Here is a 12,848-nt window from a genome sequence, read left to right as displayed (position 1 = left end):
CCGCCGGACCCGAGGGAGGATCCCCCATGTCCTTACCGCAGAGACCCGGCCGGCCGTCCGGTACCGGCGCCCGCCACCTGGTACGCACCGCCGCCGCCCTGACCGCCGCGCTCGCCCTGCTGGCCCCGCTGGACGCCACCGGTGTCGCGTCGGCCGCCGCGCCCGAGGCCTCCGCCGCGGACGTCGACGTCCGGGTCAACACGCAGGCGTCGCTGGGCCGTATGTCCGACACCGCGCGCGGGGTCAACGCGGCCGTCTGGGACTCGCACATGAACGATCCCGAGGTCGCCGGCCTGATGAAGGCGGCCGACGTCGGGGCGATGCGCTACCCCGGAGGCTCGTACGCGGACATCTACCACTGGGAGACGCACACGGCACCCGGCGGGTACGTCGCCCCCGGCACCGGCTTCGACGCCTTCATGGGCACCGTCCGCGCCACCGGCGCCCAGCCGATCCTGATCGCCAACTACGGCTCCGGCACGCCCGAGGAGGCGGCCGGCTGGGTCCGGTACGCCAACGTCACCAAGGACTACGGGGCGAAGTACTGGGAGATCGGCAACGAGATCTACGGCAACGGCCACTACGGCAGCGGCTGGGAGCACGACGAGCACGCGGACAAGAGCCCCCGGGAGTACGCCCGTCAGGTCCGCGCCTACGCCGAGGCCATGAAGGCCGTCGACCCGACCGTCAAGATCGGCGCGGTGCTCACCACGCCGGGCGAGTGGCCGGACGGCATCGTGGGCGAGGGCGATCCCGGCGACTGGAACCACACCGTGCTCTCCGAAGTCACCGACGTCATCGACTTCGTGAGCGTCCACTGGTACGCGGGCGGCGCCGACACCACCGCCGAGGACGCCATGGCGAGGCTGACCAGGCTGCCCGGCGAACTGCGGGAGGTCCGCAACCAGCTCGACCGGTACGCGGGCGCCGACTCCCCGCGCATCGGCATCGCCCTCACCGAGATCAACACCAACACCGGCGGCGCCATGCTCACCGCCCGCCCCAACGGGCTGTTCGCCGCCGACGCCTTCATGACGGCCCTGGAGAACGGCGTGTTCACCGTCGACTGGTGGAACACCCACAACGGCGCGGGGCGGATCACCACCGTCGACGGCGAGACCGACTACGGCGACATGGGGATGCTCTCCAGCGGCGCCTGCACCGGTGACGTCTGCGAGCCGGCGCCCAACACGCCGTTCCACCCGTACTACGGCATGAAGATGACCAGCGAACTGGGCACCGCGGGCGACACCCTGGTCGCCGCCGCGTCCTCCGCGCAGGACGTCTCCGCCCACGCCGTGCACCGCCGCGACGGACGGCTGAGCGTCCTGCTCGTCAACAAGGACCCGGAGGCCGCACGGACCGTGGACCTCGCGTACACGGGCTTCACCCCGTCCGCCGCCGCACCCGAGGTCAGCCGTTACGCGCGCGGCGACGACGACGTCACCGACGTCACCGACGGTACGGCGTCCGCCTCCCGGGTCACCGTGCCGCCGTACGGGATGCTCGCCGTCACCCTCACCCCGAAGACCGGCACGGGGCCCGGCGCCTCCGACGCACGGGCCCCGGGGACGCCGCGGCCGGAGACGGTGACCGACACCACCGCACGCCTGTCCTGGGAGGCCGCGGCGGGCGCCACCCGCTACCTGGTCCAGGAGCGCGACGGCGCGCACACCCACGTGGTGGGCGAGACCACCGGCACGTCCGTGACCCTGCGGAACCTGCCCCCGGGCAGCACCCACACGGTCAACGTGCTGGCGGCCGACGCCTCGGGCCGGCTCTCCGGCCCGTCCGCTCCGCTGACCTTCACCACCGGCACCCCGCCGGACGCCCCCTGCGCGGTGACCTACCACCGCGACACGAGCTGGGGCAACGGCTTCGTGGCCACGGTCACCGTCCGGAACCTCTCGGACACCCCGATCACCGGCTGGACCGTGGACTGGGACTGGCCGACCGACGGCCAGTCGGTGTCCTCCGGCTGGAACGCCACGTTCCACCAGACGGGCACGCATGTACGGGTGACCGCTCCCGAGGGTGCCGGGCCGCTGGCCCCGGACGGCGGGTCGACGGCCTCGTTCGGCTTCGTCGGCGCCAACGACGGGCCCAACCCGCAGCCGACGGTCTTCCGCCTCAACGGCGCCGTCTGCTCGGGAGGCTGACGCCCGGCCCGCCCGGGACCGGCGTCACGGTGACCTGCTCCCGGGCGGGCCGGCCTCCTCGCGGGGGAGGGCGCGCGCGTCCATCCGGCCGCCACCCGCGTGGCGCGCCCGGCGCGCAGGGTGTGGCCTGGGACGTGCGGAACGGTCCACCCACGGAGGAGACACGGAGCATGTTCGGTCAGGCGCAGGCGTTCAGCGGTTTCTCGGTCGACGACCTCGGCGAGGCCCGCCGGTTCTACGGCGAGACCCTGGGCCTCCAGGTGGAGGAGAGCGGGCAGGAGGACATGCGGGTGCTGGTCCTCACGCTCGGCAGCGGTGCGCGGGTCTTCGTCTACCCGAAGGAGACGCACACCCCCGCGACGTTCACGATCCTCAACTTCCCCGTCGACGACATCGTGGCCGCCGTCACCGAACTGGAGCGGCGCGGCGTCACCCTGGAGCGCTACGCGGAGTTCGACCACGACGAGAAGGGCGTCGTCCGGGTCGGCGGTGACGGTCCCGCGGCGATCGCGTGGTTCACCGACCCGGCCGGGAACGTCCTCGCCGTGCTCCAGGAGAACTGACCGGGGCCGTCGAGCGGTACGGCACGGACTGTCCGCCCCTTCCCCTCGGCCATGGACCACCTGCCCCTCCCGCCGCCGTCGGACCGGCTCGGACGGCCCGACGGCGCCCGTGAGGGCGGCCGGCCGTGGTGACGGAACACCGGAATCAGATGTTCCGTCACCGGGTGACAGGTCCGTTTCGGCAGGCCGCGTCCACGTGTGCCGTCGAATGCGTTTTCGGCCTTCGCGCGCTGTATGGCTAATATCAAGCCATCGACCGCTACTGTCTGGCGCGTTCTCGTCACAGGTGCGGCTGACCAGTGACGAGGAGGGTGTCCTGCGGGTGAGTGGATCGAACAGGGACGGGCGGCGCGGAAGGAACAGCGCGTGGGCCGGCCGCCGACGGAAGCGCGCGGCGGACGAGCGGCCGTGGACGGCCGGTGAACGGCGTCTGCCGCTGCGCACGGTGCTGCTGGTGCTGCTGCTCGTACCGAGCGTGGCGCTGGTCGCGCTGTGGGGCCTGGCCACGTACGAACTGGGCAACGAGTACCGGGTGCAGGCCGCCCAGCACGACCTGAAGACGGCCGTGGGCCCGCGCAACGCCGACCTGTTCAACGCCCTGCAGCGGGAGCGGCGGCTGACCCAGGAGGCGCTGGCCGCGCCCGAGGCGTCCCGGACCGCCCTGACCCGGCAGCGCACGGTCACCGACCGCGCCCTGCGCGCCTTCGAACCCCTGACCTCCGCGGACACCAGCGACGGCCAGCAGGGCCTGGCCGCCGCGATCTCCCGGACCGTGCGGGTGACCGACAGGCTCGAGCGGGAGCGCCGCGCGGTGGACGCCGGGACCGTCGACGAGGAGCGGGCGTTCGCCTACTACACCGAGGCCGTCGAAGCCGGCACCGAGGTCTTCGCGGCGATCTCCCGCGGCGCCAACGGTGAGGTGACCGGCCTGTCGCAGGTCCTGTTCGACCTGAACGGGGCCGTGGACATGATCCACCGCGAGGACGCGGTGCTGGCCCGGAACTGGCTCTCGGGCCGGCTGTCCGACGAGGACCACGACCTGATCACCGACGCCGTCGGCACCCACGAGTACCTGCTCAAGTCGCGCGTGGCACCGAACCTCGACGCCGAGGAGAGCCGGCTCTACACGGCGATGACCAAGAGCGAGGAATGGCGGACGCGGGTCGAGCTGGAGGAACGGCTGCAGTCCTCCGGCAGTGAGGGCGTCACGCTGTCCCCGGCCCGTGCCAAGGAGTGGCGGGTCGCGGCGGACGCCTCGGTCGCCCGTCTCGAGGAACTCATCGTCGTGCACAGCCGGACCTCCAACGCCGTCGGCGCCGACGCCGTGCGGAAGCTGGAGCTGTACCTGTACTCCGTGGCCGCCCTGGGTCTGCTCGCCGTCCTCCTGGTCGTCCTGATGACCTGGCGGCTGACCAGGGTCCTGCGCCGGCGCATCCTGGCCGTGCACGGTCAGGCGCAGGACCTGGAACAGCGGCTGCCGCAGGTCGTCACCCGGCTCGAACAGGGCGAGGACGTGGACGTGGACGCCGAGGTCCCGGAGCTGTCCGCGACCCCGGACGAGTTCGGCGAGCTGAGCCGGGCACTGAACGTGGCCAGCCGCACCGCGGTGCACACCGCGGTGCGCCAGGCCGAGCAGCACCGGGGCTTCGAGCGGCTGCTGCAGCGCATCGCGCGCCGCACCCAGCTGCTGATCGGCCTGCAGCTGAGGAAGCTGGACGAGCTGGAGCGCCGGCACGAGGACCCGCAACTGCTGGAGGGCCTGTTCGACCTGGACCACCTCACCGCCCGGCTGCGCCGCTACGAGGAGAACCTGGTGATCCTCGCGGGCGGCCAGCCCCGGCGCCGCTGGCGCAAGCCGGTGCCGCTGCTGGACGTCCTGCGCGCCGCGCAGGGCGAGGTCCAGGACTACCGGCGCATCGAGATCGACGTCGAGGGCCGGCCGTGGATCTCCGAGCGGGCGGTGGGACCGCTGATCCACATCCTGGCCGAGCTGATGGAGAACGCGACCGCCTTCTCCAAGCCGCCGGCTCCGGTCGAGATCAAGGCGGCGCCGGTCAGCCGGGGTGTCGCGGTGGAGATAGAGGACCGCGGCCTGGGCATGGAGGCCGAGCAGTACGAGGCCGTCAACGCCCTGATGCAGGCGCCCCCGCAGATGGACGTGGTGACCCGCGCCGACGACGTGCGCCTGGGCCTGTACGTGGTGGCCCGGCTCTCGGCGGGCCTGGGCCTGCAGGTGGAACTGCGGCCGTCGGCGTTCGGCGGCACCCGCGTCATCGTCCTCGTCCCGCAGGACCTCGTGGCAGAGCGGCCCCGGTCGGTGCCGGACGCGGCCGACGGCCCGTCGCCCGACGACGCCCCCCAGCTCCCGCCGCGCCGGCACACCGGTCCCCGTCCCGTGGACGGCTCCCGCCGTACGGACGGCCTGCCGGTGCGGTCGCGGGGACGGGCGATGGCCGACGTCACCGCGCCGGCGCCGCCCCCCGCGGAGCCGCCGGACCCGCGGGACGGGCCCGCACCCCTGCCCCGCCGGACGCGTCAGGCCAGCCTGGTGGCCGAGCTGCGCGCACCGGCTCCGCAGGACTCCCCGGCAGCCCCGGCCCCGCCCGGCGCCCCGGCCCGCTCCGGCGCCACCATCGGCGCCTTCCAGCGGCAGTCCCGCAAGAACCGCGCCGCCGGCGCGCGAGCGTCCGCGCCCGGCACCGACCAGACCGAACCGCCCACGAGGGAAGACCGAGGATGACTCAGCGAACCACCGCCACCGACGCAGACCTGGACTGGCTCCTCGACGGACTGGTCGACCAGGTGGCCGGCACCCGGCACGCCGTCCTGCTGTCCGACGACGGCCTGGTGATCAGCCGCTCGAAGACCATCGAGCGCTCCGACGCCGAGCGCCTGGCCGCGATCGCCACCGGTCAGCAGAGCCTGGCCCGTGGCGTCGGACAGCTCTTCCAGGGCGGTCCGGTCCACCAGGTCATCGTCGAGATGGCCGACCTGTGGCTGTTCGTCACGGTGGCCGGCCGGGGCACCCACCTGGCCGTGGTCACCTCCCAGGAGGTCGACGCCGAAGTGATGGCGGTCGCCATGCACACCCTGGTCCAGCAGGTGGGCCAGAAACTGGGCACCGACGCGCGCACCCCGCGGTCCGACCCGTCCCCGCCCGCCGGCCCCGGGACCGGCGCATGAGGCACTGGACGGACGACCTGGAGGACGACGCCGACGAACCGCTGGTCCGCCCCTACACCATCACCGGCGGCCGTACCACCGCCGGCCGTGACGACCTGACCCTGATCACCTTGATCACGGTACGGACCACGGCGGGGACGGACACCGCGGCCGGCCGGCCCGTCGTGCTGCAGCCGGAACACCGCACCGTCCTGCGCCTGTGCGCGCGCAGGCCCGTCGCGGTGGCCGAGATCGCCGCCGAGCTCGACCTGCCGGTGTCGGTGACCAAGATCCTCATCGGCGACCTGATCGACGCCGGCCGGGTACGGGCCCGGCCGCCCCTGTCCTTCGCGCACAACGGCACCCTCCCCGACATGACGATCCTTGAGGCGGTGAGAGATGGGCTTCGCGGGCTCTGATCCGGCACAGACGGCCCAGGCCGTGAAGATCCTGGTCGCCGGCGGCTTCGGCGTGGGCAAGACCACGCTGGTCGGCGCGGTCAGCGAGGTCGCCCCCTTGCACACCGAGGAGTACCTGACCCGCGCCAGCGTCGGCGTGGACGACCTGGTCGGCATCGACGGCAAGACCACCACCACCGTCGCCCTGGACTTCGGGCGCATCACCATCAGCGACCAACTGGTGGTCTACCTGTTCGGGACCCCCGGCCAGGAACGCTTCTGGTTCATGTGGAACGACCTGGTGCTCGGGGCCCTGGGAGCGGTGGTGCTGGTCGACACCCGCCGCCTGGAGGTCAGCTTCGCCTCCATCGACTTCTTCGAAAGCCGCGGTGTCCCGTTCGTCGTCGCGGTCAACTGCTTCCACAACGTCCGCGACCGCACGCCCGAGGAAGTCCGCACCGCCCTGGACCTGGACCCCCAGGTCCCCCTGGTGATGTGCGACGCACGCGAGCGGACCGAAGGCCGGGACGTCCTGCTCACCCTGGTCGAACACCTCATGGCCCGCAGCTCCGCACTCCGGCCGGCCGGGAGGTGAGACGGCGCGGCGGCCTTCGCCGTCACCCCCGACGGGGCCGCCTCCTCAGGGCTGACGCCCGGTCGGCGGCGCTTCGCAGGTGATCTCGTCACGCGGGGTGTAGTGCGTGCGGAACGGTTCCCGCCGCACTTCCCGGCCGTCGTCGTGGAAGACCCGCTCGACGGTGACGTCGAAGCCCTCGAGCGGGGTCTGCGGCACGCACTGCTCAGCGGTGCTCACCCGCTTCGCCGGCTGCCGCACGTCGGTGCGCGGCCCCTTGACCGAGGTGATCTTCTCGTACTTCCTCGTGCCGAGGAAGCTGACGGTCAGCGAGGTGTCGGTGGACTCGGCCTGGATGTAGACGGCCTTTCCGGAGTCGTTGGTGAACCTCAGGTCCAGGCTGCCCCAGGCGACCGTCGCCTCACGGCCCTCGGGGTAGCGCTCGATGTAGAAGGAGTGGGCGCCGTACTCGACGGGCTGGACCCCGGCGAAGAACATCGCGTTGAAGACGGTCGTGGCCACGGCGGAGACACCGCCGCCGGGAGCCTTCCGGTACTGGTCGTCGTAGATCATGACGCCGTCGACGAAGCCGTTGGCCTCGGTGCGTTCGCCGACGGTCCGGTTGAAGCTCCAGGTCTCGCCCGGCATGACGATGGAGCCGTCGATGAGTTCCACGGCCCGGCCGACGTTCGTGGTGCGGTAGGCGGCCGGCTCGAAACCGACGGTGAAGGAGGACATCTTCTCGGTGAGCCCCAGCCGGGCCGCGTTCTCGCGGGTGACCTCCGGCTGGATCCGCCGCACGTCCACCTCGCCGGTGCGGGCGGCGCCCGACTCGGTGAGCAGGGGCAGGACGGCCTTGCCCAGGGCCTTGTCGGTGACCTCCAGGGCGGGCCTGGCGTCGGCGGTCACCACGACCTCGTCGCCCTCGAGCCCCAGCCGGGCGTTCCGGGGAACGGTGGGCAGGCCGTTCAAGGCGTCGGCCACCGCGGGCGCGGCACGCAGGCCCTTGCCGTCCAGCTCCGGGGTGAGCCTGCCGGCCTCGTCCGGCCGCATGGTCAGGTGATCGTCCAGCACGGCCGGGGGGATCGTGAACCGCTTGCCGCCCGCGGTGAGCGTGACCGGCGCCGACATCGCCGGCCGCGCGAACTCGCGCACCGCCCGCCGCACCTCCGCCGCCGTGACCTTCGGCTCGGTCTCGCGGGCGGGCAGTACGGTGACCGAGTCCACCGCGCCGCGCAGGAAGGGGGTGCGCAGGGCGTCGATCGCGGCGTCCACGTCCAGCGCGTACCCGGTGCGCGGGGCGGTCTGCTCGACACGGCCGTCGGCGAAGGAGACGGCGCCGTCGCGGACCTTCTCGTCGAGCGTCGTCGCCAGCCTCCCGAGGGCGGCACGGGCCTTGTCCCGGTCGACCCGCACGACCGGCTCGATCTCACCGCCGGAGCGGAACAACCCGCCGATCACATCGACCGGTCCGGTGCCCGTGGACGCCGCCCGGTCAAGGGTCTCCCGGATGCCGAAGGTGAGCCCCGCCTGCCGCGGATCGACCGCGCCCTCGCGGTCGCCGACCCTCACCGCCAGCTTCCGCGGGCCGGCCGCCACCAGGCGCTCCTCCAGCTTCCGGGTGGCCTCCTCACGGGTCAGGCCCCCGATGTCCACGCCGCGCACCGTCGTGCCCGCCTCGATCTCACCGCCGGTGAGCAGCAGCCCGGCGAGGTACAGACCGCCGATGCCCACGGTCAGCGCACCGCCCGCCAGGGCGGCGGGCGGGAGGGAGGATATGCGGGGGAGGACGGGGATGCGGGGGCGCATGGATCTCCTGAACGATCGACGGGACGTGCCCTCGATGTCACGGCACGGTGTGCGAGAGCCGTCGGCCAAGCTAGGCACAACCAGGTGCCAAAGGGTATATCCCAGGTCACGTCGGGCGTTGTGGATCAGTGGCCCGACGGGCGGGGTCCGGTGGGCCCGTCCGCCCGGCCCCTCCCGTGGGCGGACGGCCGCTCCGAGCGGCCCGCCCACGGTCCCGGAGCGGCCGGCCGTGACGCTTCTCTCCCGGTGCCGTGCCCGCGGCGGGCGAAGGGCGTACGACCGTCCGGCCGTCGTCCGCGACACACAAGGGACATGCGGGGCATCCCTGATATGGGATATCCTCCCGGATGTGAAACGCGATGAACCGGGACCGTCCCCGGACCCCGTCGATCTCCGGCTCGGCGCGCGACTGGCCGAGCTCAGGGCCGAGCACGGCTGGTCCCTCGGAGAGCTGGCGGAGCGCAGCGGTGTCAGCCGCTCCACCCTGTCCAGGGCCGAGCGGGCGGAGACGAGCCCCACCGCCTCCCTGCTGAACCGCCTCTGCGCCGTCTACGGCCGGACCATGTCCCAGCTGCTCAGCGAGGTCGAGGCGGCCCCCGCGCCGGTGGTGCGGGCCGCCGACCAGCCGGTGTGGGAGGACAGGGCGTCCGGATTCGTCCGCCGGTCCGTGTCCCCGCCGCACGGCGGACTGCGCGGCGAACTCGTCGAGGGGCGGCTCGCGGCCGGTGCGGACATCGCCTACGACCGGCCGCCCGTACCCGGCCTGGAACAGCACGTCTGGGTGCTGGAAGGAGCCCTCACCGTGACGGACCGGGACGCCGAGCACCGCCTCGGCGGCGGTGACTGCCTCAGGCTCCGCGTCTGGGGGCCGACCCGGTTCCGCTGCCCCGGTCCCGAAGACGTGCGCTACGTCCTGGCGGTGGTGCGGCCGTGAACGTCGTCCGGCTCGACGCCGCTCGACTGACCGTCCTGGTACCGGACTTGGCCGGGCTGCTGGCCGACACGGTGGACGGCGGCGCCTCCGTCGGCTTCCTCGCCCCGCTCGACCGCGCGGAGGCGACCGCCTGGTGGAGGGAACGGGCCACGGCCGTCGCCGCCGGCCGGCTCGTGGTGTGGGTGGCGCACGAGGAACCCGGACGGGTGCTGGGCACCGTGAGCCTCGCCCTTCCCGACAGACCCAACAGCGTCCACCGCGCGGAACTGGTGAAGCTGATGGTGCACCGCGCGGCCCGTGGCCGGGGCCTCGGGCGACGGCTGCTGGCCGTCGCGGAGGAAACGGCCGCCGCGCGGGGCATCACCCTGCTGCACCTGGACACCGAGACCGGCAGCCCGGCCGAGCACCTCTACCGCTCCTGCGGCTGGACCCCCGTCGGAACCATCCCCGACTACGCGGCGGACCCCGCCGGGGTGCTGCGGCCGACGACGATCTACTACAAGCGCCCGGGAGGCCCCGCAGCGGCCGGCACCGGGTGAGTGTCAGTGCGGGCCGCTACGGTGCCTGCCATGCCGGATGCCGAAGACGTACGACGGATCGCCCTGTCCCTGCCGGACACCACGGAGAAGGTCGCCTGGAACATGCCCACGTTCCGGGTCGCGGGGAAGATGTTCGCCACCCTGCCCGAGGACGAGACCTCCATCGCCGTGCGCTGCCCCAAGGAGGAGCGCGACGAACTGGCCCTCGCCGAACCGGAGAAGTTCTGGATCGCCGGCCACGAGGCGCAGTTCGCCTGGGTCAGGGTCCGCCTCGCGACCCTGGAGGACGAGGGCGAACTGCGCGACATACTCGCCGACTCCTGGCGCCAGGCGGCCCCGCCGCGGCTCCTCGAGGCGCACCCCCGGCTGGGCCTGCCGCCCGCGGACTGAGAACCGCTCGGGCGTCGCCGGACGGCGACCCGCGCCCACGCCGCCCGGCCCGGACACCGGGCCGGGCACGTCGAGGAGCGGGCCCGGGCGACCGGTGCCGTCCGCCCGGGCCACGCGGTGGGCGTGGCCAGGCGCGCCCCGCGTAACCTCTCTCCCGTGCCAGCCCCACGCCTCCGTCGCGTCGCCGTCCTGATCCTCGAGGGGGCGAAGCCGCTCGACGTCGGCATCCCCGCCCAGGTGTTCACGACCCGCGCGAGCATGCCGTACGAGGTGCGGGTGTGCGGGGCCGCACCCGGTCCCGTCACCGGCGGCGACGGCCTGTCGTACCACGTCGCCCACGGCCCGGACACGCTCGCGTGGGCCGACATCGTCTTCATCCCCGGCTACCGGTTCCCGGACCGCGAGGACCCGCCTCAGGCCGTCGTCGACGCGCTGACCGCCGCCCACGCCCGGGGCACGCGGCTCGCCGCCATCTCCACGGGCGCCTTCGCGCTCGCCGCCACGGGGCTGCTCGACGGCAGGCGGGCCACGACGCACTGGCACTACACGCGGGCGCTGGCGGCGAAGCACCCGCGCGTCCGGGTCGACGAGAACGTCCTGTTCGTCGACGAGGGCAGCGTGCTGACGTCGGCCGGCGCCGCGTCGGGCATCGACCTGTGCCTGCACATCCTGCGCGGCGACCTCGGGGTGGCCGCGTCCAACCACGCGGCCCGCCGCCTGGTCGCGGCCCCCTACCGCAGCGGCGGTCAGGCACAGTACGTGCCGCGCAGCGTGCCCGAGCCCCTCGGCGAGCGGTTCGCCACCACCCGCGAGTGGGCACTGCACCGGCTCGGTGAACCCCTGACCCTGGAGGCGCTCGCCCGGCACGCGGCGGTCTCACCGCGCACGTTCTCGCGGCGCTTCGTCGAGGACACCGGCTACACGCCGATGCAGTGGGTCATGCGCGCCCGCGTCGACGTGGCCCGCGAACTGCTCGAACGTTCGCAGCGGAGCGTCGAGCAGATCGCCGCCGACGTCGGCCTCGGCACCGGTGCCAATCTGCGGCTGCACTTCCAGCGCATCCTCGGCACCACGCCGAGCGAGTACCGGCGCACCTTCTCCCGGGGCGAGTAGCCGCCGGACACGTGGCACGATCCTTGCGAACCGTGGCGATCACGCCCCTGTCAGGGGCGGGCGCCGCACGCGACGCTGGTGGTGACCCCGCAGGGACCGAAGGGACACCACTCATGACTCGTATCGCGATCAACGGATTCGGCCGCATCGGACGCAACGTGCTGCGCGCACTGCTCGAACGCGACAGCGCCCTCGAGGTCGTCGCCGTCAACGACCTCACGGAGCCCGCCACCCTCGCCCGGCTGCTCGCCTACGACACGGCGGCCGGCCGGCTCGGCCGCCCGGTGGACGTCGACGGCGACGTCCTCGTCGTCGACGGCCGCCGCATCAAGGTGCTCGCCGAGCGTGAACCGGCGCAGCTGCCCTGGGCCGAACTCGACGTGGACCTCGTGCTCGAGGCGACCGGCCGCTTCACCTCGGCCGAGGCCGCCCGCGCCCACCTCGACGCCGGCGCGAAGAGGGTACTGGTCGGCGCGCCGTCGGACGGCGCCGACGTCACCCTCGCGTTCGGGGTCAACACCGACGCCTACGACCCGGCCGCGCACACGATCGTCTCGAACGCCTCGTGCACGACCAACGCGCTCGCGCCGCTGGCCGCGGTGCTCGACGAGCTCGCCGGCATCGAGCACGGCTTCATGACGACGGTCCACGCCTACACGCAGGAGCAGAACCTGCAGGACGGTCCACACCGCGACGCCCGCCGCGCCCGCGCCGCCGCCGTCAACATCGTGCCGACCACGACGGGCGCCGCCAAGGCGATCGGGCTCGTGCTGCCCGGTCTCGACGGCAAGTTGTCGGGCGACTCGATCCGGGTGCCCGTCCCGGTGGGCTCCATCGTCGAACTCAACACCACCGTCGCCCGCGAGGTGACGCGCGACGACGTGCTGGCGGCGTACCGTGCCGCGGCCGAAGGGCCGCTCGCCGGAATCCTCGAGTACTCGGACGACCCGCTGGTGTCGTCCGACATCACGGGAAACCCGGCGTCGTCGATCTTCGACTCGGCCCTCACCCGCGTCGACGGCCGTCACGTCAAGGTGGTCGCCTGGTACGACAACGAGTGGGGTTTCTCGAACCGCGTGATCGACACCCTCGAGCTCCTCGCCACCCGCTGACCGGGCACCGGAACGGCACCCCCGGCCACGGCGGCCGCGCCCGTAAACACGTGCGCGATCACCGCCCCGAGTGCGGTATGGTTTCCATGCACGTT

12 protein-coding genes are annotated in these 12,848 nt (G+C 73.3%); 11 read left to right on the top strand and 1 reads right to left on the bottom strand.

All coding sequences use genetic code 11. The annotated features are described in order from the left end of the window. Window positions 1–26: 26 nt before the first annotated feature. The 6 genes from ACH5AO_RS01215 (at window position 27) to ACH5AO_RS01190 (ending at window position 6,877) form a co-directional block, all read left to right on the top strand. Window positions 27–2,159, top strand: coding sequence for a cellulose binding domain-containing protein (locus ACH5AO_RS01215; RefSeq protein ID WP_398920505.1), 2,133 nt, complete (start codon window positions 27–29; stop codon window positions 2,157–2,159). 170 nt (window positions 2,160–2,329) lie between these two features. Next, window positions 2,330–2,722: a VOC family protein gene (locus tag ACH5AO_RS01210; protein ID WP_398920503.1), complete on the top strand. Its 393-nt coding sequence runs from the start codon at window positions 2,330–2,332 to the stop codon at window positions 2,720–2,722. A gap of 322 nt (window positions 2,723–3,044) precedes the next feature. Then, entirely contained in the window at window positions 3,045–5,462 is a 2,418-nt protein-coding gene (locus ACH5AO_RS01205) for a nitrate- and nitrite sensing domain-containing protein (RefSeq protein ID WP_398920501.1), read from the top strand. Continuing rightward, window positions 5,459–5,905, top strand: a complete 447-nt coding sequence (locus tag ACH5AO_RS01200) for a roadblock/LC7 domain-containing protein (RefSeq protein ID WP_398920499.1) — start codon at window positions 5,459–5,461, stop codon at window positions 5,903–5,905. The genes ACH5AO_RS01205 and ACH5AO_RS01200 overlap by 4 nt, the downstream gene beginning before the upstream one ends. Then, window positions 5,902–6,303: a DUF742 domain-containing protein gene (locus tag ACH5AO_RS01195; RefSeq protein ID WP_398920498.1), complete on the top strand. Its 402-nt coding sequence runs from the start codon at window positions 5,902–5,904 to the stop codon at window positions 6,301–6,303. Before ACH5AO_RS01200 ends, ACH5AO_RS01195 begins: the two co-directional genes overlap by 4 nt. Further along, entirely contained in the window at window positions 6,284–6,877 is a 594-nt protein-coding gene (locus ACH5AO_RS01190) for a GTP-binding protein (protein ID WP_398920496.1), read from the top strand. The genes ACH5AO_RS01195 and ACH5AO_RS01190 overlap by 20 nt, the downstream gene beginning before the upstream one ends. A 45-nt stretch (window positions 6,878–6,922) precedes the next feature. On the opposite strand, the gene ACH5AO_RS01185 is transcribed toward ACH5AO_RS01190, so the two are convergent. Next, the gene (locus tag ACH5AO_RS01185) at window positions 6,923–8,665 is read right to left on the bottom strand and encodes a VanW family protein (RefSeq protein ID WP_398920494.1); all 1,743 of its coding nucleotides are present in this window, start codon (window positions 8,663–8,665) and stop codon (window positions 6,923–6,925) included. A 349-nt stretch (window positions 8,666–9,014) separates the two neighbouring features. On the opposite strand from ACH5AO_RS01185, the gene ACH5AO_RS01180 reads away from it, so the two are divergent. From ACH5AO_RS01180 to gap, 5 genes are all read left to right on the top strand, one after another. Continuing rightward, window positions 9,015–9,599: a helix-turn-helix domain-containing protein gene (locus ACH5AO_RS01180; protein WP_398920492.1), complete on the top strand. Its 585-nt coding sequence runs from the start codon at window positions 9,015–9,017 to the stop codon at window positions 9,597–9,599. Continuing rightward, window positions 9,596–10,138, top strand: a complete 543-nt coding sequence (locus ACH5AO_RS01175; RefSeq protein WP_398920490.1) for a GNAT family N-acetyltransferase — start codon at window positions 9,596–9,598, stop codon at window positions 10,136–10,138. Before ACH5AO_RS01180 ends, ACH5AO_RS01175 begins: the two co-directional genes overlap by 4 nt. 30 nt (window positions 10,139–10,168) lie before the next feature. After that, a complete protein-coding gene (locus ACH5AO_RS01170) occupies window positions 10,169–10,528 on the top strand; it encodes an MmcQ/YjbR family DNA-binding protein (RefSeq protein WP_398920488.1) in 360 nt (119 codons plus the stop codon). A 156-nt stretch (window positions 10,529–10,684) separates the two neighbouring features. Then, window positions 10,685–11,641 (top strand): GlxA family transcriptional regulator, encoded by a 957-nt coding sequence (locus tag ACH5AO_RS01165; protein ID WP_398920486.1) that lies wholly within the window; start codon window positions 10,685–10,687, stop codon window positions 11,639–11,641. Window positions 11,642–11,754: 113 nt separating this feature from the next. Then, entirely contained in the window at window positions 11,755–12,753 is a 999-nt protein-coding gene (gene gap, locus ACH5AO_RS01160; RefSeq protein WP_398920484.1) for a type I glyceraldehyde-3-phosphate dehydrogenase, read from the top strand. Window positions 12,754–12,848 lie beyond the last annotated feature (95 nt).

This window comes from Streptomyces sp. NPDC018964 (genome assembly GCF_044390325.1).
In the GTDB taxonomy this organism is placed as follows: Bacteria; Actinomycetota; Actinomycetes; order Streptomycetales; family Streptomycetaceae; genus Streptomyces.
Note: the sequence above shows the minus strand (reverse complement) of the source record. Positions and strands in the feature narration are given on the sequence as shown.

Bases quoted from the DNA above. Each gene is read 5' to 3' on its own strand.
- ACH5AO_RS01215 (WP_398920505.1), top strand. From the start codon at position 27: ATGTCCTTACCGCAGAGACCCGGCCGGCCGTCCGGTACCGGCGCCCGC.
- ACH5AO_RS01210 (WP_398920503.1), top strand. From the start codon at position 2,330: ATGTTCGGTCAGGCGCAGGCGTTCAGCGGTTTCTCGGTCGACGACCTC.
- ACH5AO_RS01200 (WP_398920499.1), top strand. From the start codon at position 5,459: ATGACTCAGCGAACCACCGCCACCGACGCAGACCTGGACTGGCTCCTC.
- ACH5AO_RS01195 (WP_398920498.1), top strand. From the start codon at position 5,902: ATGAGGCACTGGACGGACGACCTGGAGGACGACGCCGACGAACCGCTG.
- ACH5AO_RS01190 (WP_398920496.1), top strand. From the start codon at position 6,284: ATGGGCTTCGCGGGCTCTGATCCGGCACAGACGGCCCAGGCCGTGAAG.
- ACH5AO_RS01185 (WP_398920494.1), bottom strand. From the start codon at position 8,665: ATGCGCCCCCGCATCCCCGTCCTCCCCCGCATATCCTCCCTCCCGCCC.
- ACH5AO_RS01170 (WP_398920488.1), top strand. From the start codon at position 10,169: ATGCCGGATGCCGAAGACGTACGACGGATCGCCCTGTCCCTGCCGGAC.
- gap (WP_398920484.1), top strand. From the start codon at position 11,755: ATGACTCGTATCGCGATCAACGGATTCGGCCGCATCGGACGCAACGTG.